The sequence below is a fragment of the Corynebacterium sp. MSK012 genome (assembly GCF_030232435.1).
Taxonomy (GTDB): Bacteria; Actinomycetota; Actinomycetes; order Mycobacteriales; family Mycobacteriaceae; genus Corynebacterium; species Corynebacterium jeikeium_D.
The window spans coordinates 250,423-275,798 of sequence record NZ_JASPJU010000001.1; the positions used below are offsets into that span (position 1 = coordinate 250,423).

The following is a 25,376-nucleotide window of genomic DNA, read 5'->3' on the forward strand; positions in this document are numbered from 1 at the left end:
TTCACTGTCGTTTTCCAGCAGAACACGTCGAGACCCCACTTTTCGGCGGGTTCTGGTATCCGCATTTTTACTGCGCAAGCCCCCGCAGCTCGCGCGACTCCCGCGCCCCGCGCCAGGTAATAATCGCGCCAGCCGCCGCGATTAGCACGATGCCCAGCGCCATGGACCAAGTCACTCGGTCACCGGAAAACGCCCAGCCCAGGATTGCACCGATGACCGGGTCCAGTGCAAAGAGCGTGCCGACGACCGCCGCTGAGACAATCCCCGCAGCGATGGTGTCCATCACGTAGGGAATAACAGCGCCAATAAACCCGGAAATAACGATGGTGGCCCACATCGAACCGTCGACAAGCGGTGCAGCGGAAACAGAAAATGGCGCGAGCACGATTGCTGCGACGACCACTGACAGCGCCAGGTCGGGCATGCCGCCGCCCTCGGTGCTGCCCATTCGGGCGGAGAAGAGCGTGTAAGCGCCGAAGAAGATTGCACCGATTGCGGCGTAACCAATGCCGATAATGTCAAGGTCATTGGAGGGCTGGGCAATCAGGGCAACGCCGATGAAAGCGACGATGGCCCATAGGCGGGAGCGCCACATTTTCAGCCCCAGGAAGGACACGACGCAGGGGCCGAGGAAGTCGATGGTGACGGCGACGCCCTGCGGGAGGCGGGCGATAGCTGCGTAAATCATCATGCTCATCATGCCCATGGCGATGCCGTAGACCACGATGTTAATGGCGCGGGCGCGGGTCATCCCGGACAGCTTTGGTCGGAACAGAACCACCATGATGATGGCGGCGGCGGTCATGCGCAGGCCCGATATGCCCGGCGCGCCGACCGTGGAAAGCATGCCAGTGACCAGCACGGCCGCGGCCTGTGTGCCAAGAGAACCGATGAGAACCAGAATTACGGGAGCCACCGGCAGAGTGAGAAACTTGTTCACACGCTGCAGCAATGGCCCCTGCTGGGGAATTCCGGTTTGGCTTTTCTCACGCGACACTCGCGCAATACTAGTGCGGGAGCCGGAAGCGGCAAATTAGTGCCCGCGCTCCTGCTCGATTGCTTCGCCGTCGTTGAAGAACGGCGCAATCTTGTTGTCGAACATCGACAGTGCAGAACCGATTGCCATGTGCATGTCCAGGTACTGGTAGGTGCCCAGACGACCACCGAAGAGAACCTTGTTCTCCTGCGCTTCTGCTGCAGCGAGCTTGCGGTAGGCCTCCAGCATCTCGCGGTCTTCCGGAGTGTTGATCGGGTAGTACACCTCGTCGCCATCGTCGGCGAAGCGGGAGTATTCCTTAACAATTACCGTCTTGTCCTTGACGTAATCGCGCTCCGGGTGGAAGTGGCGGAATTCGTGGATACGGGTGTACGGCACATCCGCGTCGTTGTAGTTCATCACTGGAGTGCCCTGGAAATCGCCGGTGTTGACAACCTCCATCTCGAAGTCCAGCGTGCGCCAACCCAGCTTGCCCTCTGCGTAGTCGAAGTAGCGGTCCAGCGGGCCGGTGTAGACGACCGGGGCGTCCGGGGAGACAGCGCGGAGTTCGTCGCGCACCTCAAACCAGTCGGCGTCAACAACGACGTCAATCTTGTCGGAGGTCACCATGTTTTCCAGCCAGGCGGTGTAGCCGTCGACAGGCAGACCTTCGTAGGTGTCGTTGAAGTAGCGGTTATTAAAGGTGTAGCGAACTGGCAGGCGGGTGATGTTGCCGGCCGGCAGGTTCTTCGGGTCGGTCTGCCACTGCTTGGCGGTGTAGTGCTTGACAAAGGCCTCGTACAGCGGACGGCCGATCAGGGAGATGGCCTTTTCCTCAAGGTTCTTCGCGTCACGTGGATCCAGGCCATCGGTCTGGTCCTTAATCAGCTGACGAGCCTCGTCCGGGCTGTAGTACTTGCCGAAGAACTGGTTGATCAGCCCCAGCCCCATCGGGAACTGGTATGCGGTGCCCTTGTACATAGCGAACACGCGGTGCTGGTAGTCGGTGAAGTCAGTGAACTGGTTGACGTAGTCCCACACCCTCTTATTAGAGGTATGGAACAGGTGCGCACCGTACTTATGCACCTCGATGCCAGTCTCCGGCTCTGCCTCCGAGTAGGCGTTGCCGCCGATGTGGTTGCGGCGTTCGACAACGAGCACGCGCTTACCCAGCTCAGTGGCGGTCCGCTCAGCAACGGTCAAACCGAAGAAACCCGAACCGACCACGATGAGGTCGTAGGTGTTGTCCTTGATGTCCTGTAGGGACTTCGGAGCAAATTCATTGGCAGTGGTGTTCTTTTCGCTACTCACGCCTTAAAACCTATTGCATTTCCATCCGGTTTGCGGGTGTACACGCGGGCTTTACGACGTCCACGTGAGCCCAGCCCAACGTTCGTTTGGTCACATTATTTGATAATTTTCCCAAAATTAACGAGGAAACACAGATGTCTCACTAGATTTTTTTAGTCACACTGGTAACATCCTCCTCAGAATTTTCTGTTGCTTTGCAACTTTCCTTCCCTTCGACCCCGGGTAGACCTCGGGTCGATAACCCTGTACCCCATTTTTTTGGAGCTTTTACCGTGCCAACTCGCCGTCGCATCAATGCCCCGTCGATGGGCCGTCGCACCTTCCTCTATGGACTGGCAGCTACTACTGCCGCAGCTCCGCTAGCAACATGGGGTATTCGCCAGGCCCCTACCCTGGTTGAAAGCCCAGGCGTAGGCCCCATCGCAGCCAAGATCTCGACATCGCCGCTGGTTGACGCTGTCACGATGATGATTGACGACGCAGCCGTCGGCACGCATGCCATTACCGATGCCCTGCACCCGCTTCGCGGATTCGTAAAGGACATCACCCGCGACGAACCGTTCTCCCAGTTCGCACTCACCTGGCCGGGCGATGACAATCTGCAGCTTTACGTTCGCGCCGAGCGCGAAGACGGCAGCTTTGGCCCGTGGTTCCACGCTGATTCACACGGTCCGATGAATAACTCCGGGCAGTCCGGCACCGAGCTGCTGTTCGTTGAGCCCACCCGTCGCGTGCAGGTGTCGACTGTCGGCCTGAACCTCCTCGAAGGCCTGGATCCCCGCAACATCATTGGTATCGACAACCTTGACCCCGCCACTATCGGCGGTGCCCTGCAGGATCTCGTCAGCGCTACGGCCGCGTTGTCCCTCAACGCTGTCCAGGCAGTTTTCATCGACGGCGTAGAGCAGGTCGGCGAGGTTATTCAGCCAGTTGCGTACGAGTCGTCGATTTCCGGTGCGCCAAATGTAATCAGCCGTGCAGCATGGGGCGCAGATGAGTCCATCCGCAGCGGTTCGAGCTCCTACAGCACTTTCAAGGGCACGTGCATCCACCACACCGCGGGTTCCAATAACTACTCAGAGTCGCAGGGACCAGCCATTGTCCGAGGCATTTACGCCTACCACGCAAAGACGCTGGGCTGGGGCGATGTTGGCTACAACGCGTTGGTCGATAAGTACGGCAACATCTACGAGGGGCGCTACGGCGGCCTGGACAAGAACATCGAAGGCGCGCACGCAGGTGGCTTCAACAACGGCACCTTCGGTATTTCGGTGATGGGCAATCACGACCAGCTGGAGATTCCGGATGCGGCCGTCACTGCACTCGGCGAGATGGTCGGCTGGCGCATGAAGGTCGGTGGCGTCGATCCGATGTCCACCGCCGCACTGACCAGCGCCGGCTACTCGAAGGCACGCTACAGCTCCGGCCAGACCGTGAACCTCCCGGCCATCTTCGGCCACCGCGACACCGGCTACACCTCATGCCCGGGCACCTTCGGCTACCAGCAGATGGATGCCATCCGCGCTGCAGCCAAAGCCAAGTTTGATGGCGCCGGCGGAGCGGGTATCGCCGGCCGCTCGACGGATCCGAACAACCAGGACGGAGAGGCCGCCAGCATTCCGTCGATTCCGGGCACCGGCGAGTCGGGCGACAACGGCGGTTCCCTCGGAAACGTGGAAACGCCCACACCAGGCGAGGTTCTCGGTGAGTTTCTAACTGATTCCCTGCCAGCCAACCCTGCCGAAGCTACGCAGGCCTGGTTCGCACCTCAGAACTAAGTCTCCCGCTTATCCACAACAGGCATAACCACATCACATTTGTGGTGTAGCACCAGATCTTCGCAATCACCCAGGAGTTATTACCGTGTTTAGTCGCCGCCGCATCAATCGCCGCGCAGGTGCCAAGCAATCCTTGGTACTCGCTGCCGTGGCGACCCTTGCCCTGACACCCGTTGCCGTTGTCGGCGCAGGTGCCGCTTATGACCTCATCGAGGAAAACGGCGCCGGCCCCATCGACCCGGTTGTCCAGAGCAAGTCGCTTGCAGACAGCGTCTCCGTTCTCGTCGAAGATGCAGCAATCGCAACGCAGTCGCTTGCCGACGAAGCTCATCCCAACCGCGGTGTCGTCAAGGAAATTACCTCCGATACTGAGTTTTCCCAGTTTGCGCTGACGTGGGCCGGTGACCCTGATATCGCCAGCTTCGTCCGCGCCGAGCGAGCAGACGGCTCCTGGTCCGACTGGTTCAGCGTTGACCCGGACTACCCCGCTGAAGGCAATGGCAACGGCCTGAACGGAACGGAGCTCATCTACATCGAGCCAACCAAGCGCGTTCAGGTTTCCACCCACGGACTTAACATCTTCGGTCCGGGTTCCGGCGTGGATCTGAAGGACATCAAGGGCGCTGAGAAGCTGGATTTGTCCAAGCTCAACCTCGACGAGATTAATGCCGAGGGCGCCAAGAAGGCCGTGGAGGATGCAAAGGATTCCGCTACGGATGCGGCCAAGGATGTCGCCGAGGCCGCTTCCGACTACCAGCAGACTCCGGATGCAGCTCCTGGGGACGCACTCGATGACCCGACTGCTCCGAACGCTAACGACGCTGCAAATCTGGACTCGCCGAACCTCCCGGTGAAGTGGACGGACATCGAACCGGTCGCCGATGAACTGCCGATCGACCAGGTCGACGCAGTGCTAATCGACGGCCAGGCTGCTGCATCCGGCATCGACCCAATTGTGGATGCCAAGAATGTCACGGGCATGCCGAAGGTCATTACCCGTGCCGGCTGGGGCGCCAACGAAAACAACCGCTGTAAGGGCGCGGACTACGACAGCAAGCTTGTCGGTGCCACCGTGCACCACACCGCTGGTTCAAACAACTACACCGAGAGCCAGTCCGCTGGTATCGTCCGCGGCATTTACCAGTACCACGCACAGACTCTGGGCTGGTGCGACATCGGATACAACGCCCTTGTCGACAAGTACGGCAACATCTACGAGGGCCGCTACGGTGGGCTGGATAAGAATGTCCAGGGCGCACACGCAGGTGGCTTCAACACCGGTACTTTCGGCATCTCCATGATGGGTAACTACTCTTCGGTTGCTCCCAGCGAGGCCGCACTGAACTCGGTGGGCAATATGATTGGTTGGCGCCTGAAGGTCGCCGGCATCAAGCCGACCGGCCAGATCCAGATGACTTCGGGTGGCACCAGCTACTCCAAGTACGGATACGGTAAGCAGGTCACTCTGCCGACAATCTTCGCGCACCGCGACGTTGGTAACACCACCTGCCCAGGTGATGCTGGCTACGCCCAGATGAGCAAGATCCGCTCGATTGCCGAGAAGAAGTACAACACACTCACCAGCGGAAAGATTGATAATGAGGGGCCTGACGGCTTGATTGATCTCCTCGTTCCGCAGGATGAAAAGGACGATAAGACCGCCGAGGACACAGACTCGCAGTCGAGCGAATCGACCGAGTCGAGCACGTCGACCTCTACTACCTCGACCACCTCGGCATCCACGGGTACGTCCACGACCTCGCCCTCCGAGAAGTCCTCGAGCGCATCGAGCACCACTTCTTCGACAACGTCGAGCTCCGACTCGACCACCTCGGGTACTTCGAATACCTCTGAGCCAACCGACGCCACGAACACCGGTGACACTGCTACGGCTGAATCCTCCGCACCGTCGGCAAGCGAGCAGAGCAACTCCTCCTCGCCGAGCGCATCCGACGAGCAGCAGAAGGCACAGGCTCTGGAGACAGTCTCGGGTGCACGTTCGATGCTGGCCTCGGCGCTGGGCATGCTCGGCGCACCGGGGCTCGGACAGACCGCCGATGCGATTCTGGGTGCCGTTGGACGCTCGATTGAAAACGGCCCGTCGATCGCTGACCTGCCGGTCCTGATTGACCAGATCATCACTATCAATGAGCAGAACGACCTGGCTGCCGAATGGCGCCAAGTTTCCGAGGAAATGGGCTCCGTTCTCGGTTACGCAATGTCCGGTATCCAGAGCGGTTCTACCGTGGCGAACAATGCTGGCCAGGCCGATGCCCTGCGCTATGTGAAGTTCTCCAACGGCGTAATCACCGACTCCGACACCACCGGCGCGCACGCTATCTGGGGCAAGATTGCTGATGAGTGGGCCCGCCAGGGCTTCGAGGTCGGCAAGCTGGGTGCCCCGACGAAGACCCAGGTGGTCGATGGAAACATCGAGCGCGCTGAGTTCCAGAACGGTTCAATCACCTTCGACCGCACCACCGGCGAAGTCAAGACCGAGCTGAAGTAAGCGCTGTCGAGCGCTGGGGGAGCTAGCTGGCGCGGGAAAACCTCGAGGCTAGCTAGAACCAGCGCTCCAGCACACGAGCAACACCGTCATCATCATTGGTGGCGGTGATTTCGTCTGCAATCTCCTTGACGTTGTCAGCCGCATTGCCCATGGCCACACCCGTGCCCGCCCACGACAGCATCTCGATATCGTTCGGCATGTCACCGAAGCAGACCACATCTTTCGCGGTCGCTCCGACCAGTTCAGATACGTATTCCAACCCGGCGCGCTTAGTCACGCCCGGCGCGGACACTTCCAAAAGCCCGTCGGGCATGGAGTAGGTCACGTGGGCCAAGCTCGCGTCAATTGCGGGAGCGACCAGCTCATATAGCTGTGCACTGTCCACATCTGAGTTTCGCAGCAAGAGTTTCGTCGCGGGTTCCGACAACACGGCCTCTTCAGCAAGCTCACCGTGCTCATCCGATTCCCACGCATGGTCATAGGACGGCGCCACCACAAAAAGCTCATCGATGGCATCATTCGCCGACGTCCCAGCGCGCTCTGCCGCAATGCCGATTCCACCGATGGATCGCGCCGCTTCGCGCGCATGCTTGACGACGTATCGCAGCGTCTCCGGCTTCAGTGTGTTGGCGGCAACCACTTCATCACGGCCGGAGTCGTAAATCACGGCGCCATTGGCACACACGCACAACGGCTGAACCGGCAGCTGCTCGAGCACTGGTTGCAACCACCGAGCCGGCCTTCCCGTGGCCAGCACCAACGGGGTTCCGCGGCGTAGCATTCGCGTGACGGCCTGTCGCAGGCGGGGAGTTACCCGCTCCCGCGAGTCGATGAACGTCCCGTCAATATCCGAAGCTACGAGTAGTGGGTGTAGTCTCTCGGTCACTTCGAACTACTTGCCGTCCTCACTGTTGTCATCTTCACCGTCATCGCAGAACCGGTCGTGCAACAACTGCAGCGTTGCGGCTACTCCCCCATGCTCGACAGTGTCGATTACCCAATCCGCGTTCTTCAGCAGGGACCAGTCCGCATCGGCCGTAACTACCGGCATGCCGACACGCTGTGTGGCTTCCTCAAAGTTCGAGCGACCGGCAAAAAGAATCGCGGTTTCTTCCTTGCGAGCCTGCTTGCGCAGCGTGCTAACCACCGCATTTGTGACGTCCAGTTTGCTGGCGCCCTCCGGGAGTTCCACGACCTGCAGGTCAACCGACTCCAAAGCCGATAGATTCGGCTTATCTCCCGGTTCGTGCAGAACAACGATTGTGGCTCCGGCATCGCCGAGCTGCTGCAAGGCCTTCATGTTTTCTTCGCTGGTATTGCCCGCGTCGTCGGCAAGCGATGCGGGGTAATCGAAGATGAACGTCTCCGGCTGAGCGGTGATGAGCCTGTTCAAGCGCTGTGGAAGCTTGTCGCGGATCATCATCGACTGGCCGATAAGACGGTAAACGGTCTGCTGCGTCTGTTCGACACCGGAGGCGGAGGCCTTCTCTAGTTGCACGTACGCTTCGCGGAAGGTCACGCGCATCGAATCCGTGGCCGTACGCACGGACTCCTTGCTCTCCTTAGCACCGGCGACAACATCATCAGCCATCTGTTCCACAGACTGACGGAACTGCGCCAACAAGGCGGTCGTCTGTTCCCTTCGGCGAGCAGACTCCGCGCTCATCGTTTGCGAGGCATCGAGGAACTGCTGCCTGGTCTGATCGCCGAACTCACGCGCACTATCGCCGAATTCACGTGCCGACTCGGCTAGCTTTTCCTTGAATGCGGCCAGATCACCGCGCAAATGACGGATACGCTGACGCTCTTCTTCGACTTTCAGGTCCTCTGCCTGGGCCTCTTCGAAAGTCGGTGCGCCGCCGCCAAGGCGAGCCGGTACCCAGTAGGCGCCCTTCGGCAGGGGACCTTCTTCAGCTGCATACTCGTCCCAGAGCTGACGGACACCCTGATCCATGATTTCGTGTAGCTTTTCGGTGGCTTCTGCCGGATCGCCCTCCGGGGTCCACGGCGGCAAAACCGTAATATGAATCGGAGTATTGCTGCGGCCGAGATGCTTGGGGTGCCCCTTCGTCCACACGCGCTGGGATCCCACAATCAGCACTGGGATGATGGGCTTGCCGGTGCGCTGCGCCATACGCACCGCACCCGACTTCAGATTCTTGACTTCAAAGCTGCGCGAGATAGTCGACTCCGGAAAGATGCCTACCAACTCGTCGTTTTCCAACTTTGCGCAGGCCTCTTCGAAAGACTTGGAGCCGTCGGTGCGGTCGACCGGAATGTGCTTACAAGCACGCATGATTGGTCCTGCGATCGAATGGTCGAAGACTTCCTTCTTCGCCATAAAACGGACAAAACGGCGGTGCTTGCGGAATGGAAGACCGACATAGGTGAAGTCCATGTATCCGGTGTGGTTAGTAACGAGAACGGCGCCAGAGTCTTTCGGCACGTTTTCCCAGCCCTTAACGGTGAACTTCAAACCTTGGGCAAAGAAGACGGTGCGCGCCAATCCGATAATCGTTAAGTACACAGGATCCTTGAACATGGCCTTTACTCTACAATCTTTCGCACCCCTTAGCGGGGCGATATGTACTGGTATCTGAGACCCATGAATAAATGTCGTTACAGGCCCATATCCATGTGTAAAACCAGGTACATCCCCCTTGCGCGTACTGCGCACCTGTCATACAGTCCCGGTACACCCCATAGTCGCTCTTACCACCCCCGTTATGGGGTGGGCTCCGCTGGTGGGCATTCATTCTAAAAGTAGTAAACCTCTATTAACATACCTATCTACCTGCGGAAAACCAGACAACATTTTGGGGCGGGTTTTCTTGGCTTTTTGACCCATTGTTTATATCTACGTAACCGTAAGTTACCGCTTACAAGTAAGCCGATTTTTGGTAACCTGAGCCGTGAGCCGAGAAATTCTCTTCGACGAAAAATCAACGCCCCCACCGGGAAGGATTGGAAAATGTCGTCCTCTTCATCTCTCGCCCCATCTGCAGTTCTAAATAAGGAACAGCATGAAAAGACCTGGGAGAAATTCGGCACCGAGCAATACGACGTCGTCATTATCGGCGGCGGTTCTGTAGGCGCTGGCGCTGCGCTCGATGCCGCAACCCGTGGTTTGAAGACTGCGGTCATTGAAACTCGTGACTTCGCAGGCGGCACCTCCAGCCGCTCCTCCAAGATGTTCCACGGCGGTCTGCGCTACCTGCAGATGTTGGACTTCCGCCTGGTAGCTGAATCCCTGCGCGAGCGCGAACTGTCCATGTCGCACCTAGCACCGCACCTGGTTAAGCCACTGCGCTTCGTCTTCCCGCTGACCCACCGCGTGTGGGAGCGCCCGTTCATGGCATCGGGCTTCTTCCTTTACGACGTCATGGGTGGCGCCAAGCAGGTTCCGATGCAGAAGCACTACTCCCGCAAGGGCACCCTGAAGCAGGCTCCGGGCCTGAAGGAAGATGCCGTGGTCGGCGGCGTTCGCTACTACGACACCCTGGTTGACGATGCCCGTCACACCATGACTGTCCTGCGCACCGCTGCTCACTTCGGCGCTGACGTCCGCACCTCCACTCAGGTTGTCGACTTCGTGAAGGAAGGCGAGCGCATCGTCGGCGCGAAGCTCCTTGACACCGACACCGGCGCCACCACCACCATCCGCGGCAGCGTTTTCGTCAATGCCACCGGTATTTGGTCCGATGAGATTGAGAAGCTGGCTGGCGTCACGGGCAAGTTCCGCGTCCACACCTCCAAGGGTGTCCACATTGTTATTCCGAAGTCCGCTCTTGAGGGCTCGGTGGCAATGACCTTCGTGACCGAGAAGTCCGTCCTGTTCGTTATCCCGTGGGGTGAATACTGGATTATCGGTACCACCGACACCGACTGGACCATGAATTTGGCCAACCCGGCAGCTACCCGCGCTGACATCGACTACATCCTCGATCACGTCAACGCCAAGGTTCGCCGTCCAATTACTTACGACGACATCGTCGGTGTCTACTCGGGTCTGCGTCCACTGGTGGAAGGCGACTCCGACTCCACCACCAACCTCTCCCGCAACCACGCTGTTGCCCACGTTGCCCCGGGCATGGTTTCCGTCGCAGGCGGTAAGTACACCACCTACCGCGTCATCGGTGCTGACACCATCGACGCTGCAGTCCAGGACGTCCCCCGCAAGGTACCGGAGTCCGTCACTGCAGATGTCCCGCTGCTCGGCGCTGACGGCTACCACGCACTGAACAACCAGAAGCCAGCCCTGGCCAAGCAGTTCGGTATCACCGAGAAGCAGGTCGAGCACCTGCTCAACCGTTACGGCTCCCTCATCTACGAGGTTCTAGCCCCGACGGCCGAGGACAAGTCCCTGCTCGAGCCACTGGAGGCTGCTGAGCAGTACATGCGCGCTGAGGTTCTCTACGCAGTGACTCACGAAGGCGCAATGCACCTCGACGACATCCTGGAGCGCCGCCTGCGTGTCTCCATGGAGTACGCACACCGCGGTGTCGACAGCGCCCGGGCCACCGCTGAACTGGTTGCCCCAGCTCTGGGTTGGGACAAGGACACGATGGAGAAGGAGATCAAGGTCTTCATCGGGCGTGTCGAAGCAACCCTGGCAGCTGAACGTGAGCTGACTGACAAGGCCGCTAACGAGATTGCTGCTCATGCAGTGGAGACTCGCGCGGACGTCGACGTCAGCCTCGACCGCTAGTTTGCCCCCTCCCCTCCCCCCCCCGGTGGCCGTACGAGCTAGTTCTTAGATGGCCACCAACGCTGTAGCCACAACGAAATAGCTTTCCCTCTTGGGAAAACGGCTTCGCACTTCAAGGGGCTAATGGGCTCGAAATAAAAGTGCCGGCGAAAAGAATCAGTTCTCGCCGGCATTTCTTATACCCAAAGAATTTACGTTGCAAGATTCATCGTGACCTCGCCCGGTCACGACTCACAGAGAGTTTCTACATCTCATGGAGACAATCACAGGATCCCAGGCATTCCTCTGGGAGTTTTTCGGAACCGCCATTCTAATCCTCCTCGGTAACGGAGTCTGTGCTTCTATCAACCTCCGGACAACCCGCGCTGCAAATGCAGGCTGGTTGGGCATTGCCTTCGGCTGGGGTATGGCTGTTTTCGCTGGTGCATCTATTGCCGACGTATCCGGTGGGCACTTGAACCCTGCGGTAACCGTTGCCCTGGCCATCAAGGGCAGCCTGGGATGGGACCTGGTTCCGTACTATGTTGCAGGTCAGCTGTTGGGCGCATTCGTAGGTGCAATCCTGGCATGGGCCGCTTTTAAGCAGCTGTTCGACGCCAATGGTGTCGACGAAAACGGCAACCCAACCAATGCGAATGCCGAAACTGGCGGCAACTTCTTCACCGCGCCGGTTCACCCAAATAACTTTTGGAATGCCGTCACCGAGTTCATCGCGACCTTCGTTCTGCTCGCATTCATCCTGTTCGGCCCAGCCGGCGGCGAACTTGGCCCGCTGACCTACTTCGGTGTCTCGTTCATCATTGTGTCGATTGGTCTTTCCCTTGGTTCCCCGACCGGATACGCCATCAACCCTGTTCGTGACCTCGGCCCGCGTTTGGCCTACGCTTTCGTGCTCCCGATTAAGGGCAAGGGCGATGCGAACTGGGCCTATGCATGGGTTCCGATTGTCGCACCGATGCTGGCAGCCGTGGCTGCAGGCGCTCTTGCCTTTGCCATCGGATAACGGGAATATGAGAGATATCGCACAATAAAATATCGCAAGCCTGAACACTCACATTTACACACAATTTCGCTAGGAGTATCCCCCATGACGCACAGCAAATACGTCCTCGCCATTGACCAGGGAACTACTTCCACCCGCTGCATCATCTTCAACCATGACGCAGAAATCGTCACTGTTGCACAGATGGAACACAAGCAGATTTTCCCGGAAGAGGGCTGGGTCGAGCACGACGCTCAGGAGATTTGGACCAACACTCGTCGAGTAGTCAGCGAAGCTCTCGCCGATGTCGACATTGCTTCCCAGGATATTGATGCCATCGGTATCACCAACCAGCGTGAAACCACTGTCGTCTGGGACAAGAACACTGGTGAACCGGTCTACAATGCCATCGTCTGGCAGGACACCCGCACGAATGAGATCTGCAAGGAACTCATGGGGGATGAAGGCGCTGACCGCTGGCGTGAGACCACGGGCCTACGTATCAACTCCTACCCAGCTGGCCCGAAGGTGCGCTGGATTCTCGACAACGTCGAGGGAGCTCGCGAAAAGGCTGAGGCTGGCGATCTACTCTTCGGCACCATCGATACTTGGCTGCTGTGGAATCTCACCGGTGGTGCAGAGGGCGACAACGGCGAAGACGCAGTTCACGCAACCGACGTCACCAACGCCTCCCGTACTCTCCTGATGGACCTCAAGACCCTCGAGTGGGATGAGGACATTTGCCGTGAAATTGGCATTCCGATGTCGATGCTGCCTGACATCCGACCGTCGGTAGGCGACTTCGGCCGTATCCGCGCCCGCGGTTCTCTTGCGGAGCGACCGATTACTGGCATCCTCGGCGACCAGCAGGCCGCCATGTTCGGCCAGGGCTGCTTCGGCGAGGGCGACACCAAGAACACCTACGGCACTGGGCTGTTCATGCTAATGAATACTGGTGAGAAGCCGAAGTGGTCTGACCACGGACTCATCTCCACCGTCTGCTACCAGGTCGAGGGAGAGAAGCCGGTCTACGCGCTCGAGGGCTCCGTCTCCATGGGCGGCGCACTTGTTCAGTGGCTGCGTGACGAGCTGCAGATGATTCCGAATGCGGCATCCATTGAGAACAAGGCAAAGAGCGTCAAGGATAACGGCGGCGTGTACATCGTGCCGGCCTTCTCCGGTCTTTTTGCTCCTCGTTGGCAGCCGGACGCTCGTGGCGTCATCGTCGGTTTGACCCGTTTCGTCAACCGAAACCACATTGCCCGTGCTGTGCTGGAGGCTGCTGCGTACCAGACCCGCGAGGTCCTCGACGCCATGGTCGCAGAATCCGACACGGACATCACAACGCTGAGCGTTGATGGTGGCATGACTATGAACGAGTTCCTCATGCAGTTCCAGTCCGACATCCTGAATGTCGCTGTCACACGCCCGAACAACATTGAAACCACGGCCCTTGGTGCGGCATACGCTGCGGGCCTTGGCATTGGCTTCTGGTCGAACCTGGATGAGGTCAAGGCTCACATCACGATCGACAAGAAGTGGCGTCCGAAGATGGAGGCCGAAGAGCGCGATCGCCTGTTCCACCAGTGGAACCGTGCCGTTGAGCGCACCTATGGTTGGGTCGAGGATACGGATGCTGAGGAGGCACCGAAGCCTGAATAAGTCCTCGTAAGAGCCGAAAAATAGCCCGGAAAACCTATTCGGTTTTCCGGGCTATTTTTATTATAAATTCAGGGCTTGTTTGTTATAATAAAATTATTATAACTATCATCCACTCCTCGATTGAAAACAGAAAAGAGCAATCATGCGTCGCGCATCAATTTTCACTGCGAGTGTGACCACCGCCCTGACTTTGGCCCTGGCCACCCCGGCAGCATCAGCAGCCCCAACGGACTTCATCAAGAACCCGCTGGAACCAACTCCCGACCCGCAGTCCACTGCAATGGTCGAGCTGCCCACCACCCCGGCACCAACCACTACGGTTGACGGACGCCACGTTACGGTCACCGACGGCTACATGACCTCACAGGATGGCAAGGGCACCCAGATTTACTGGAAGTCCAACACCATCCCGAATGCCAAAGCCACTGTCGTCGTCGTGCATGGCGCTGCAGAACACCTGGGTCGCTACGAGTGGGTAACCGGCAAGCTGCTGAACGCCGGCTACAACGTTTACCGCATTGACCACCGTGGGCACGGCCACTCCGGCCAGGTCGAAGGAACCCCAGTTGCCCGTGGTCATATTGATGATTTCCACTCGCTTGTCGATGACCTGCACATGCTCGTCGAAAAGGCCAAGGCGGAGAACCCGAGCACGAAGACCTTCCTGCTCGGCCACTCCATGGGCGGCCTTGCCGTGGACTTCCACGGCATCAAGTACCCGGGCAGTGTCGATGGCATTGTCGCCAACGGTGGTGGCGCTCTTTTCAACCCCTACGGTGGCACGGACGAGGGCGAAACCATCACCCCAGAGGCCATGACCGATGTCCAGCGCGAGGCGCAGCCGACGATTTACCAGCGCCTGCCATTCCAGGACATGACCACATTCAACACTCGCATGCTCAAGGAAGTGCCGAACCGCACCGAGATGCGCGTGCCATCACTACCCGGCAGCGACTTGATTCAGCTTGGCAACCCGCTGGGTTCTAAGACCTCTTCTTCGCAGGCAGTGCGTGATGAGTACGAAACTGATCCGTACAACAACTCCAAGCTCTCGCTCGGCATGGCTCAGCAGATGGCTTTTGCCGCCACCTACAACGGCACCAACTCCGTCGACTTTGTTGAGCCGACCCTGGTCATGATGGGCGGCCAGGATGAGATTGTGCCGCCGTTCTTCTCGCGCGACTGGCACAACGGCATCTCGTCCACCGACAAGCAGCTGATCGAGTTCGAAGGCCAGTTCCACGAGACCTTCAACGAGCCGGCACAGCACGAGGCCATTGCGACGGCTATTGCCTGGCTTGATGCGCGTATCTAATTGAACGCTAAATAGGAACCGAACCGCTTCCTAGCAGTTACGAGTTCTCCATAGAGCTAACCCGGTGGAATGAGGGGCGATTGCCTTCTGGCAATTGCCCCTCATTTTCTTTGCCCTGCCCTCTCCGCGCCGTATAAAGCATGCAGTACTTGGCAATACAAACTACTGTGCGTATAGTTGGTATTACAAGGTACTAGGTATGAAAAGTATTCTGCCTGGGCAGATTCCTCCATACCGCCGGAAAGAAAGCACAACGCTATGCCCAAACGTCCACAGACACAACTGAAGAAAGGGGTACTTGAGCTCGCCATTCTCAAGCTGATTTCTCGCGAAGAGCTCTATGGCGCGGCACTCGTCGCAAAGCTCAACGCCTACCCCCACCTCAGCGCGCCCGCGGGAACCGTCTACCCCCTACTCTCGCGGCTGACCACCAACGGCTTGATTAGCAATCGCTGGGAGGAATCCCCCAAAGGGCCGCCGCGCAAGTACTACTCACTGACAGCCAAAGGAAAGCAAACACTCACGCAACTGCATCAGGACTTCATCGACCTATCCGCCGACATGACCGCACTATTTTCCGAGGAGCCCCAATGAACACCTACCTCACTGCCATTGACCACAAACTGCGCGAAATCGGCATATCGCACGCACAACGCAAGGCGATCATCGCCGAGCAGGAGAGTCTTCTGCAAGAGCTTAACGACGTCCACGCGGACCTGACCGAAGAGCTGGGAACGGCGACCGACTACGCAAATTGCGTAGCCGAACAAGTTGGCGAACCAAACACCTTGCGCAGGTACCTCTCCAAACCGCTTCGGGTATTTACCAAAAGCGGTCGCGCTTCCCTGTGGAACATGGACGACCCGCGGATCCTCCAACCTCACCTGTTGGGTTTTGGCTGGTCTATCAACTGGGCCGCAGTAGCGACCAAGCTGGGGATTGTCCGACCGGACGATATTGACGGTGAGGTTATCTCTGAAATTCCAGCTCGCACACTGCAGGCGACCGCTCTTCTCCCCGCGGCCGTGACGGTTGCGCACGGAGTCGCACTGGCTATGTCCTGGAAGCAGTTGCCTGCAGAAGTCCACACCAAATGGAAGCTAAACGGCGAGGCAGTTCAGAAGACAGCACCGAAGGAAACTCTGCTTCTTCCCTTCGTGGTTTCTACGGTCGGAGCTGGATTTTCAGCTGCTTCGCTGCTCAAGGCAGATGACCGTGAAGACGCGCTGCGCGTTGCGTCCCTAGGCGCGCTCGCAAGCACAATTGCGCCATCTCAGCTGATCGGCATTCTCACGGAAGAAAACTCCAAGCTCAATCCAGCATTTGTGCGAGCTGGCGTTGCCCTCACTTCGGCCGTGGCTTCGTCTGCCTGCCTCGTCCTGCCCCTCCGAGCTGGGCTGAAGGCTGCGTGGAAGAAAGCTGGAGCAGCTTAAATCACGGTGCAGGATACATCAGCAGGTGAAAGACACATCAGCAAAATTGCTGTAATCCCGAATGTTGTACACAACCTCTACCACCTCGAGTGAGGCTATCCCCCTGGTTCAGTTGTGTTTTCGGTTGTGTTTCTACTCTCAACCTTCCTGGTGTTTTTACCTTCTCAATCCCCCAATTAATTTTTTAGCGCAGCTAAACAAGTCACGCCTGAAAAAAGCCACTTCACGACACAGGCGTCACCTCATGCCAGCTGTGGAGGTGGCATGAGGTGACATAGGTGTCGTGAAGTCGCGGATGAACTGGGGCGGGGCCGCACCTGCTTAACCGGCTCGCTTAACCGGCTCGAGAACTTCCTTGCCCATCATGAACGGACGCAGCGCCTCCGGAATCACCACAGAACCATCGGCCTGCTGGTGGTTTTCCAGAATGGCGACCAGCCAACGCGTCGTGGCCAGCGTGCCATTTAGGGTGGCGCAGTACTGAGACTTGCCATCGGCATCGCGGTAGCGGGTCTTCAAACGACGAGCCTGGAAAGTCGTGCAGTTCGAAGTCGAGGTCAGCTCGCGGTAGGTGTTCTGCGTCGGCACCCATGCCTCGGTATCGAACTTGCGGGCAGCCGATGCACCCAGGTCACCACCAGCAACATCGATGATGCGGTATGGAACATCGACCGCGGCCAGCATCTCGCGCTCCATGTTCAGCAGCTTCTGGTGCTCTGCCTCCGCCTGCTCCGGCGGACAGTAGGAGAACATCTCCAGCTTGTCGAACTGGTGCACGCGCAGGATACCGCGGGTGTCCTTACCGTAAGAGCCCGCTTCACGACGGAAACAGGAAGACCAACCAGCGTAGCGACGCGGCCCCTCCGACAGGTCAATAATCTCGTTGGAGTGGTAGCCGGCCAGCGCGACTTCCGAGGTACCGACCAGGTAGAGGTCATCTTCCTGCAGGTAGTAGATCTCATCGGAGTGCGCACCGAGGAAGCCGGTACCCGACATGGTCTCCGGACGAACCAGCACCGGCGGCACCATCAGCTGGAAGCCATTCTGAGTTGCCTTCTGAGCAGCCAGGTTCATCATGGCCAGCTGCAGCATGGCACCGTAGCCGGTCAGGAAGTAGAAGCGGGAACCGGAGACCTTGACGCCACGCTCCATATCAATAAGACCCAGCGACTCACCGAGGTCCAGGTGATCTTTGGGCTCAAAGTCGAACTGTGGAATCTCACCGATTTCCTCCAGCACGACAAAGTCATCTTCGCCGCCGGCGGGCGCACCCGTAACGATGTTGCCAATCAGGTACTGCAGGCGCTCGACCTCAGCCTCGGCTTCCTTCTGCTCCGCTTCGGCTGCCTTCACGGCGTCGGAAAGCTCCTTGGCCTTCTCCAGCATGGCCGGGCGCTCTTCCTTCGACGCCTGACCAATCTTCTTACCGAAGCCCTTCTGCTCTGAACGCAGCGCGTCGGTGGAGGCAATAACCTCGCGGCGCTTAGCGTCAGCTTCCAGCAGCTGATCGACCAATGCCGGGTCCTCACCACGGGTGCGCTGGGACTCGCGGGCTACTTCAGGGTTTTCGCGGAGAAATTTGAGATCAATCACGTCCCCTAGAGTACCTGGTTTACGTCGGCAAGCAGGCACAAGGCTTGCTAGAGTGCCGCTTCCGCTCCTGAGGCGACCAGCAGCGCGCCGAGGACGAGGAAGATCACGCCGGCGACAGTGTCAATCCACGGCCCTGCCAGCACCATTCGCTTGACGACGGCATCCGTCGACACCACGATTGCGATAAATAGGAAGAAAGCGATTTGGGAGACGATTAGCACCAACGTACAAAGCACAAGCGTCCCCACGGATGCGCCTGCGGGAATGAACTGTGAAAGCACTGCCGTGAGGAAGAGAACAATCTTCGGGTTCGACATATTGGTGAAAAAGCCCTGACGGAATGTCGCCTTCGGCGACCGGAGCGCCTCGCTTCCCAGCGCTGGTGCGGCACCGGCGCGCAGTTCGCGGAGGGTATTGATGCCTGCCTTGGCCATGCTGATGCCCATGTAAATGAGATAACAGCCCCCGACGAGCTGGATTACGCCCATCAGCAAAGGATTGGCGGTGATGACAGCTGCGAACCCAAAAACTGTGAGGGTCATCCAGATAGTGGCACCAGTACTGATACCCGCAACCGCTGCGATGGCGTGCTTTCGGGATTTGGTGGCAAGGCGCAGGATTAAGAAGACGTCAGGCCCTGGTGAGGCCATACCAATAATGTGGACGCCCAGCAGGCTGAGTAGTGCAGTCCAGGTCAAGACTCGTGTCCTCGGGTAGCGAACAAATACCGGACTATTGTAGTGCCTGAAGTTATTGAGCAAACTCGGACCGCAAACTCGGACAGAGCGTTACCTTGTCCACAGGCTCATTGGCGGTGCACAATGGGGTCACTATGGCTGATGACAATATGAACCAGGATCGCGAGCACGCTGCCGCCACAGACACTGACTCCGGTGCAGGTACTGGCGCAGATGCCAGCGCTGGTGCGTCCTCCGCAGCCAGCAACGATGCCCACGCTTCCCGTAACTCTCGTGGAAGCTGGGGAATGCGCGCTTTGTCGACGGCAATGCTGGTCGGCGCCGCGGGAATGGCATTCGCGCTGCAAGCGGGAGTCATCGAGCCACCGAGTGGGCCACTTGGGGGCAAGGGCTCGTCGGCAAGCGCGTCATCGTCGACAACGACGACCATCGTTGACAAGGAGACGACGGCGTTCACCAGCGCAACCGCGGGCAACTGTCTGGACTGGAATCTGGCAGAAGATTTGAATGTTTCTGACTTCCGCGTCGTGCCCTGTGAGCAGCCGCATGCTTATGAGGTCGCCAAGAAACTGAATCTCGCCGATTACGAGGAACATCCGGGGCAATACGCCAAAACTGCCAACTACCCGACAGCGGACAATTTGGTGGCTCTGCAAAATGGCGTGTGTCGCAACACTGTGACTGAATACCTGGGCGGCCAGTACGATCCAGACGGTCGATTTATCACGGCGCCGATCATTCCTTCACCTAGCCAGTGGGAAAAGGGTGACCGTACCTTCCTGTGCGGTATCCAGGTCGTCGATGAAGACGGCAACACGACGCACATGTCCGGTCCTGCGGCCGGGCAGGACCAGTCCCGCGTGTTCGAGGGCGGCCGCTGCGTGACATTGGATGAAAACGGCGCCATCCGCCAGGTGCCTTGCGTGGAAGATCACCTGATGGAGTCGACGGGAATTGTCAATCTCCGCGACCATTTCGGTGACAACATCCCCACTGACCAGGAGCAGAATGATGTGCTCGCGGAACAGTGTGTGACTCTCGCGCAGAATTACCTCGGCGGTGACGACCCGCTGTATAACTCAACGCTGTTGCCATTTTGGACCTCCCTGTCGCAGGAGTCGCTCAATGCCGGCTCGCGCAGTGTGAACTGCTGGTTGATTAAGGACAATGGCCAGGGCGGGTTCTCCACTCTCAACGGCCACGCTAACGAGTCCTTCACTATCGACGGCCAGCCGCCCGTAGCTCCGCCACCGCGCAATCCGCTGCGGGAGGAGCAGGGTGACGCTGGCGCTGGCGCTGGCACAGGTGACGTCGGTGAGGTCGGTGCCGACGGTACTGGCGCAGGAGCAGGCGCTGCGGATAACGCAGTCGCTCCCGCCGGACAATAGAACAATCGGCCAGTAAAACAAGAGGACATTGCGAGGCAGCACCATAAATGGTTGACGTTAGCCCGGAGCGGTTCGATGCACTTGTCGATGAGGCCATCGACCGCATCCCCACGCAGTTTCTCGACCAGCTCGATCAGGTCATCATCCAGGTCCACCCGTATAACCTCGACGAACCCACACTGCTGGGCCTCTACGAGGGCATACCTCTGACCGAGCGTTCTAACAACCACTGGGGTCCGCCTGACCAAATCAGCCTGTATCGCGACATGCTCTGCCGCATCAGCCGCACCGAAGAGGAGCTGGTGGAGCAGATTCGGGTCACTCTCCTGCATGAAATCGGGCATTATTTCGGCCTCGAAGAGGAGGATTTGGACCGACTCGGCTACGGATAAGTTTGTCCCGCCGTGCACGGTCTCGTTCCTCTCGCGATACTGTCCCCTCCCCTCTTCTTCCCTGTAGCCTTAATAACCATGAGCGACAACTCGAGCGAGAAGCCAGAAATCAGGGTCGGCGACAGGGAGCGCAACGCTGCCATGGAGCGTCTCGGCAATCATTTCGCTGATGGCTACTTGGATGTCGATGAGTTCTCCAAACGCGCCGAAAGTGCTGCTTCCGCTAAAACTCGGGCAGAACTGCAAACTCTCTTCGCGGACCTGCCCGCTGAGGTCTCCCCCGAGAGTTCACAGGGCACCCCGGCTAATCCGCAGCATCAAAGTGTCGATCAAGAGCTGCAAAACCTGATGAAAAAGGGCCGCCAGCTCAACATTGTTGATTCTGCTGCAGGCGTTATCGTATGTGTCACTATCGTTCTGATGTTTTTCACCAATATCGATAACGCGTGGCTCGGCTTCATCGTCGCTGCGGCCGTTGCCCTTATCGGGCGCGCCGCCTTGAACATCAATGATGACGAAGAAGAGCTCCTCAACGAAATCAACGAAGAGGAATCCAAGCGTCGCACAGAACGCCTACGCCTGGCAGCTCAGAAGCGCCGCGAGATTCAGGAGGGCCAGCAGTAACGGTCAGCAGTAACGGTCGCCGTTTCGCTCCCTTCTAGGGCAACTCGCTGTCGCCCCAGCGACGCACATCCCACGCGCCCGGTTCAATGCCAGCACGCTTGCCGACGGCCGCTGCGTTCGGAACCAGCTCAATTCGCTCGGTATTGGCAATGCGGTGTCGCAGTGCGTATTCCGGATCCACCCCGGTCAGATACTGCCCAATCAGACGAATAGCCGCGCCGTGGCTGACAATGACGATATCCTTGCTGCTGCCCTCCCTGGACTCCTTGGATTCACCACCTGTCGCTCCTGCCTGCTCCAGCAGCTGCTGTAGCGTCGGCAGGTACCGATTCAGCACGTCAGCACCGGATTCACCGCCGGGAAGGCAGTACTCCAGCTCTCCATTGAGCCACTGATAGAAGGCGCGCATGTACTCCATGTGCGCATCGCGATCATTGCGCCCCTCAAGGTCGCCGGCCTGAATCTCGTGGAGACCACCCTCATGGCGGATGCGAACGGAAGTCTCTCCCAGGTGGTGCAGACTCGCGACCGCGCCTGCACCAGTTTGGCGTGCACGCAGGGCATGGGATGTGACGATGTCACCGATTCTGTGGACGTCGGGAAGCAAAAGACGTCCCAGACTGCGCGCCTGCCTCACACCGAGGTCGGTGAGCGGTGCGCCCGGCAATGCGGTATCCAGGCGGCGGTTGATGTTGCCGGTGGTCTGACCGTGGCGGATGAAAATAATGCGCTGCGAGTCCATCGGCATGACAGATTCAGGGCGGTCTGGGCGGTCATCGAGGAAAGGCAGCTGTCCAACTGGATTTTCGGGCGCGGCAGGTGTCATGTTTTACCTTCGTCCTTCCTTAAGCGCGTCGACCCACTCAATTGACTGGGAAATGTCCGGTGGCGGGGTCATAATGCTGCGCCGACCGCCCTCAGCGACCGGCCAAGATCCCAGATAGCGCAGGTCTTCGGCGTATTCGTGCAGTGCCGCGAGAGCCGCGGCGACCTGGGCATCATCAACGTGGCCGTTGCAGTCAATGTAGAAGCGGTAGAGGCCAAAGAGCTCGCGTGTCGGCCGTGACTCAATGCGGGTGAGGTTGATCTGTCGCACTGCAAACTCGTTCATGGCGCGCATCAATGTGCCGGGCTGGTTCGGCAGCGTGAAGGAGACCGAGGTGCGGTCGGCGCCGGTGCGCGGCGTCGGCACTCCGGGGCGCCCCACCAGCAGGAAACGGGTGCGGGCACCGCGCACGTCGGCGACCTCAGTGGCCAGCGCATCAAGTCCGAGCAGCTCACCCGCACGGGCCGGGGCAGCACAAGCGTCGTGGGTGCCCTCGGCAACCTGGTGTGCCGCCGCTGCATTGGAGCTGGCCTGGTGCACCTCCACGCCCGGAAGGTTGGCGTCCACCCACTGTTTGACCTGCGGATACGCTACGGGATGTGTCGTAAAAGTACGCACCTGTTCCGCCGTCGTACCAGGACGGACCAGGATAGAGAACACCACTCCGACTTCAGTTTCCCGGAAAACTTGAAGTTCTGGGCCAGCTGTCAGCGCGTCAAAAGTTGGTGTGACGGGACCGTCCACGCTGCTTTCGATAGCCACGCAGGCAAAGTCCGCTTCCCCTCGGCGCACGGCTCCAAGCGCAGCCGCGGGGCTATCCACCGGCACCGCATTGACCGCGGATTCCCCCGCCGGATCAATCTCGCCGGCACGCGCCATGTCCCACAGCGCCTGCTCGGTGAATGTGCCCGCAGGGCCCAAATAAGTAACCGTCGTCATAAGCTCAGATTAGAGGGCTTCTACACTTATTGCATGACCTCTTCTTCCGAGATGCCCGCCCGCGCCCTCACTGAAGCCGTGCGCAGTGGCGCAATCTCGGTATCGGAAATCGTTTCGGAATTCGCCACGCTTGCCGACGACGCCGCGACCAATCCCGCTCGTTTCGGTATTGCCACGTCCTTGGCCGAGCACGCTGTCGACCGCGCGCGCAGCCTCACTGCCGGATCCGAACCCGCCCGGCGCGCTAGCCACGGTCTCCGGCGTGACCTCCTGGGTCTGCCAGTGGCAATCAAGGACCTATTCACCATCGCTGGGGTCGAATGCACGATGGGCTCGACCAACTTGGCTTTCACCGCCACCGAAACTTCGGAACCCGTGGCGAAACTGCTGGCTCGTGGCGCGGTCCTCACGGCGACGACACACACCTCCGAGGTCGGGATGACGGCCTACACCGAGCCGATTGGTTACACGGCCCCGGAAAACCCCTACTTCGCCACGCCCAATCAGCTGTCCAATCAGCCGGATACCACGCCACGCACTCCCGGCGGTTCCTCGGGCGGCAGCGCGGTTGCTGTCGCAACTGGTGTCGTTCCCGCAGCTCTGGGCTCTGACGGCGGCGGTTCTATCCGTGTGCCCGCCGCCTGCTGTGGCCTCGTTGGGTTGAAGCCAGCACATGATATTGCGGGTGGAAATCTCTCCACGCCTGCCTTCCTCACTCGCACAGTCGATGACGCAGCACTGCTGGCCGGGGTGCCACTTTCCTCAACCCCGCATGTTTTCCGACGTTCCCAGCGTCCCCTTCGCATCGGTGTCACTGTCAGCCCTTTTCATGCTGAGGTGGACGTCGATAAGCGCTGGGCAAACGGTGCGTGGGCGGCGGCTGACCGTCTTGCCGACGCCGGGTATGAGGTGGTGGAAGTGCCCAGCCCCTATGACCCGGCAGGTCCGGACGTGTTCAAGATCTTTCGACGGACCATCACGCGAATGGCCACGAAATTACCGCGCGCGGACTACTCCGAGATCGTGCAGTGGATTCGCGCCTGTGGCCAGGAGATTTCTGTAGCGGAGGCAGCGGCGACACATCAGCAGCGGATGGCTCTGCCCGGCGCGATTCGATCGCGTTGGGAAATCGATGCGGTGATTACGCCAACGCTGGCGTTTGATCCGCCACGTATTGGGCATTTCTCTGCGTTGGCGCCGTGGGAGGACTTTGACGAGCAAACCCGGTGGACACCGTGGTTGTCGCTGTGGAATCTGACTGGGTGGGCAAGCGTGTCCGTGCCAATTGCTGTGCCGGGCACAAGCGGCAGCACACCCAACGCGGAGCTCCCCGCCACCAGCGTCAACATCGGTGCGGTGCACTGCGGTGAGGCAGAGCTACTGGAGATCGCTAGCGTGCTGGAGGCTGCGAACGCCAGCTAACGCACGTACTTCGCTGCCATTGCCGCTGCCTGTCCAGCGTATCCGCCACCAAATAGCACTGCGTGCATGAGCACGGCATAGAGCTGGTGGAGTTCGCAGCTCTCCGCGAATCCCGGCACGGGATGTACGGACTCATAGCCACTCAAGATCTCGTCGAAGTGCGTTGCCCCGAATAGCGCCAGCAGCGCCAGATCCTCCTCGCGGGCTCCGCCGTGCGCCGCGGGGTCAATCAGGATCGCGCCGTCTGCATCCCACATGAGGTTTCCCCACCACAGGTCACCGTGGACACGCGCAGCGTCTGGCTCGTTGTCGAAATCTCCAGCCAAGAGTCGGTCAATGAGCTGGTCAAAGATATCTAGCTGACGGTTATTGTAGGAGTTTTCCAACTTTCCAAGCGTGGGCAGCAGACGTCCTTTCGCCCAGTATTCACCGAAGCTCTCCCGTGGAGTCAGGTCCATCTGTAGTGGCTGATCCAGCGGACCGAAGTAGCCGTGCCCCTCCCAGCCATCGGGGCCGGCACCCCAGCCAGCGGCGCCCAGATTGTGGGTAATAGCCAACGATTTTCCAAACTCGTACGCTGCCTGTGGATTCGGCGCCATCGACTCAATTCGACGCAATTTCAGCGCATGCCCGCTCACGCCCAGCACATCCACGACGCGCGCACCGCCGTCAGGTTCGCCCTCGCGCAGCCAGTCCAGCCCCGCCGCCTCACAGGCGAAGAACCCTCGAGGAACACCATGTCGGCTCTTGACATAAACATCCGACTCGTTGACTGCACGTTCGTAGTTCTGGTTCATTGCGGACATATTTCCAGCATATT

Annotated in this window: 21 protein-coding genes; 12 read left to right on the top strand and 9 right to left on the bottom strand. The window is 59.2% G+C overall.

The features are described from left to right. Window positions 1–67 precede the first annotated feature (67 nt). Together QP977_RS01055 and glf are read right to left on the bottom strand one after the other, a co-directional pair. Window positions 68–997, bottom strand: a complete 930-nt coding sequence (locus tag QP977_RS01055; protein ID WP_242451348.1) for an EamA family transporter — start codon at window positions 995–997, stop codon at window positions 68–70. 36 nt (window positions 998–1,033) lie between these two features. Continuing rightward, a complete protein-coding gene (glf, locus tag QP977_RS01060) occupies window positions 1,034–2,230 on the bottom strand; it encodes a UDP-galactopyranose mutase (RefSeq protein ID WP_042388989.1) in 1,197 nt (398 codons plus the stop codon). A gap of 329 nt (window positions 2,231–2,559) precedes the next feature. On the opposite strand from glf, the gene QP977_RS01065 reads away from it, so the two are divergent. Further along, window positions 2,560–4,065, top strand: a complete 1,506-nt coding sequence (locus QP977_RS01065; protein ID WP_284847056.1) for an N-acetylmuramoyl-L-alanine amidase — start codon at window positions 2,560–2,562, stop codon at window positions 4,063–4,065. A gap of 85 nt (window positions 4,066–4,150) precedes the next feature. Next, window positions 4,151–6,574 (top strand): N-acetylmuramoyl-L-alanine amidase, encoded by a 2,424-nt coding sequence (locus QP977_RS01070; RefSeq protein ID WP_070652831.1) that lies wholly within the window; start codon window positions 4,151–4,153, stop codon window positions 6,572–6,574. Between the two features lie 52 nt (window positions 6,575–6,626). On the opposite strand, the gene QP977_RS01075 is transcribed toward QP977_RS01070, so the two are convergent. After that, a complete protein-coding gene (locus QP977_RS01075; protein WP_070652832.1) occupies window positions 6,627–7,460 on the bottom strand; it encodes a Cof-type HAD-IIB family hydrolase in 834 nt (277 codons plus the stop codon). Between the two features lie 6 nt (window positions 7,461–7,466). Beyond that, complete coding sequence (locus QP977_RS01080) at window positions 7,467–9,116, bottom strand: 1-acyl-sn-glycerol-3-phosphate acyltransferase (RefSeq protein ID WP_070827508.1); 1,650 nt, start codon at window positions 9,114–9,116, stop codon at window positions 7,467–7,469. A 429-nt stretch (window positions 9,117–9,545) separates the two neighbouring features. On the opposite strand from QP977_RS01080, the gene QP977_RS01085 reads away from it, so the two are divergent. From QP977_RS01085 to QP977_RS01110, 6 genes are all read left to right on the top strand, one after another. Next, a complete protein-coding gene (locus QP977_RS01085) occupies window positions 9,546–11,282 on the top strand; it encodes a glycerol-3-phosphate dehydrogenase/oxidase (protein WP_284847057.1) in 1,737 nt (578 codons plus the stop codon). A 253-nt stretch (window positions 11,283–11,535) separates the two neighbouring features. Then, a complete protein-coding gene (locus tag QP977_RS01090) occupies window positions 11,536–12,285 on the top strand; it encodes an MIP/aquaporin family protein (protein ID WP_187401458.1) in 750 nt (249 codons plus the stop codon). 84 nt (window positions 12,286–12,369) lie between these two features. Then, the gene (gene glpK / locus QP977_RS01095; protein ID WP_048732791.1) at window positions 12,370–13,926 is read left to right on the top strand and encodes a glycerol kinase GlpK; all 1,557 of its coding nucleotides are present in this window, start codon (window positions 12,370–12,372) and stop codon (window positions 13,924–13,926) included. Between the two features lie 142 nt (window positions 13,927–14,068). Then, window positions 14,069–15,241: an alpha/beta hydrolase gene (locus QP977_RS01100; RefSeq protein WP_070827510.1), complete on the top strand. Its 1,173-nt coding sequence runs from the start codon at window positions 14,069–14,071 to the stop codon at window positions 15,239–15,241. A 258-nt stretch (window positions 15,242–15,499) separates the two neighbouring features. After that, complete coding sequence (locus tag QP977_RS01105) at window positions 15,500–15,835, top strand: PadR family transcriptional regulator (protein WP_049190945.1); 336 nt, start codon at window positions 15,500–15,502, stop codon at window positions 15,833–15,835. Beyond that, window positions 15,832–16,674: a DUF5808 domain-containing protein gene (locus QP977_RS01110; protein WP_070549939.1), complete on the top strand. Its 843-nt coding sequence runs from the start codon at window positions 15,832–15,834 to the stop codon at window positions 16,672–16,674. Before QP977_RS01105 ends, QP977_RS01110 begins: the two co-directional genes overlap by 4 nt. A gap of 321 nt (window positions 16,675–16,995) precedes the next feature. On the opposite strand, the gene serS is transcribed toward QP977_RS01110, so the two are convergent. Next, entirely contained in the window at window positions 16,996–18,267 is a 1,272-nt protein-coding gene (gene serS, locus QP977_RS01115) for a serine--tRNA ligase (RefSeq protein WP_048731242.1), read from the bottom strand. Between the two features lie 47 nt (window positions 18,268–18,314). Further along, window positions 18,315–18,965 (bottom strand): LysE family translocator, encoded by a 651-nt coding sequence (locus tag QP977_RS01120; protein ID WP_049171671.1) that lies wholly within the window; start codon window positions 18,963–18,965, stop codon window positions 18,315–18,317. 134 nt (window positions 18,966–19,099) lie between these two features. Between QP977_RS01120 and QP977_RS01125 the strand changes: the two genes are divergently transcribed. The 3 genes from QP977_RS01125 (at window position 19,100) to QP977_RS01135 (ending at window position 21,369) form a co-directional block, all read left to right on the top strand. Then, complete coding sequence (locus tag QP977_RS01125) at window positions 19,100–20,353, top strand: septum formation family protein (protein WP_246821825.1); 1,254 nt, start codon at window positions 19,100–19,102, stop codon at window positions 20,351–20,353. Between the two features lie 47 nt (window positions 20,354–20,400). Beyond that, on the top strand, window positions 20,401–20,745 hold the full coding sequence (locus tag QP977_RS01130) for a metallopeptidase family protein (RefSeq protein WP_038626990.1): 345 nt from the start codon (window positions 20,401–20,403) through the stop codon (window positions 20,743–20,745). A gap of 78 nt (window positions 20,746–20,823) precedes the next feature. Then, window positions 20,824–21,369: a DUF1707 SHOCT-like domain-containing protein gene (locus tag QP977_RS01135; protein WP_038627001.1), complete on the top strand. Its 546-nt coding sequence runs from the start codon at window positions 20,824–20,826 to the stop codon at window positions 21,367–21,369. Between the two features lie 34 nt (window positions 21,370–21,403). On the opposite strand, the gene QP977_RS01140 is transcribed toward QP977_RS01135, so the two are convergent. Together QP977_RS01140 and pheA are read right to left on the bottom strand one after the other, a co-directional pair. Next, a complete protein-coding gene (locus tag QP977_RS01140) occupies window positions 21,404–22,195 on the bottom strand; it encodes a histidine phosphatase family protein (protein ID WP_070827513.1) in 792 nt (263 codons plus the stop codon). Between the two features lie 3 nt (window positions 22,196–22,198). After that, window positions 22,199–23,134, bottom strand: a complete 936-nt coding sequence (gene pheA / locus QP977_RS01145; RefSeq protein WP_070827515.1) for a prephenate dehydratase — start codon at window positions 23,132–23,134, stop codon at window positions 22,199–22,201. Between the two features lie 33 nt (window positions 23,135–23,167). Between pheA and QP977_RS01150 the strand changes: the two genes are divergently transcribed. Further along, entirely contained in the window at window positions 23,168–24,556 is a 1,389-nt protein-coding gene (locus QP977_RS01150; RefSeq protein ID WP_070827517.1) for an amidase, read from the top strand. On the opposite strand, the gene QP977_RS01155 is transcribed toward QP977_RS01150, so the two are convergent. Next, complete coding sequence (locus tag QP977_RS01155) at window positions 24,553–25,362, bottom strand: fructosamine kinase family protein (protein WP_070827528.1); 810 nt, start codon at window positions 25,360–25,362, stop codon at window positions 24,553–24,555. The genes QP977_RS01150 and QP977_RS01155 overlap by 4 nt on opposite strands. Window positions 25,363–25,376: the final 14 nt, after the last annotated feature.

Excerpts from the sequence above, each read along its gene's own strand:
- QP977_RS01090 (WP_187401458.1), top strand. The coding sequence starts at position 11,536 with ATGGAGACAATCACAGGATCCCAGGCATTCCTCTGGGAGTTTTTCGGA.
- QP977_RS01085 (WP_284847057.1), top strand. The coding sequence starts at position 9,546 with ATGTCGTCCTCTTCATCTCTCGCCCCATCTGCAGTTCTAAATAAGGAA.
- QP977_RS01105 (WP_049190945.1), top strand. The coding sequence starts at position 15,500 with ATGCCCAAACGTCCACAGACACAACTGAAGAAAGGGGTACTTGAGCTC.
- QP977_RS01155 (WP_070827528.1), bottom strand. The coding sequence starts at position 25,362 with ATGTCCGCAATGAACCAGAACTACGAACGTGCAGTCAACGAGTCGGAT.
- QP977_RS01110 (WP_070549939.1), top strand. The coding sequence starts at position 15,832 with ATGAACACCTACCTCACTGCCATTGACCACAAACTGCGCGAAATCGGC.
- QP977_RS01140 (WP_070827513.1), bottom strand. The coding sequence starts at position 22,195 with ATGACACCTGCCGCGCCCGAAAATCCAGTTGGACAGCTGCCTTTCCTC.
- QP977_RS01150 (WP_070827517.1), top strand. The coding sequence starts at position 23,168 with ATGACCTCTTCTTCCGAGATGCCCGCCCGCGCCCTCACTGAAGCCGTG.
- QP977_RS01125 (WP_246821825.1), top strand. The coding sequence starts at position 19,100 with ATGGCTGATGACAATATGAACCAGGATCGCGAGCACGCTGCCGCCACA.
- QP977_RS01080 (WP_070827508.1), bottom strand. The coding sequence starts at position 9,116 with ATGTTCAAGGATCCTGTGTACTTAACGATTATCGGATTGGCGCGCACC.
- QP977_RS01135 (WP_038627001.1), top strand. The coding sequence starts at position 20,824 with ATGAGCGACAACTCGAGCGAGAAGCCAGAAATCAGGGTCGGCGACAGG.
- QP977_RS01130 (WP_038626990.1), top strand. The coding sequence starts at position 20,401 with ATGGTTGACGTTAGCCCGGAGCGGTTCGATGCACTTGTCGATGAGGCC.
- pheA (WP_070827515.1), bottom strand. The coding sequence starts at position 23,134 with ATGACGACGGTTACTTATTTGGGCCCTGCGGGCACATTCACCGAGCAG.
- glpK (WP_048732791.1), top strand. The coding sequence starts at position 12,370 with ATGACGCACAGCAAATACGTCCTCGCCATTGACCAGGGAACTACTTCC.
- QP977_RS01100 (WP_070827510.1), top strand. The coding sequence starts at position 14,069 with ATGCGTCGCGCATCAATTTTCACTGCGAGTGTGACCACCGCCCTGACT.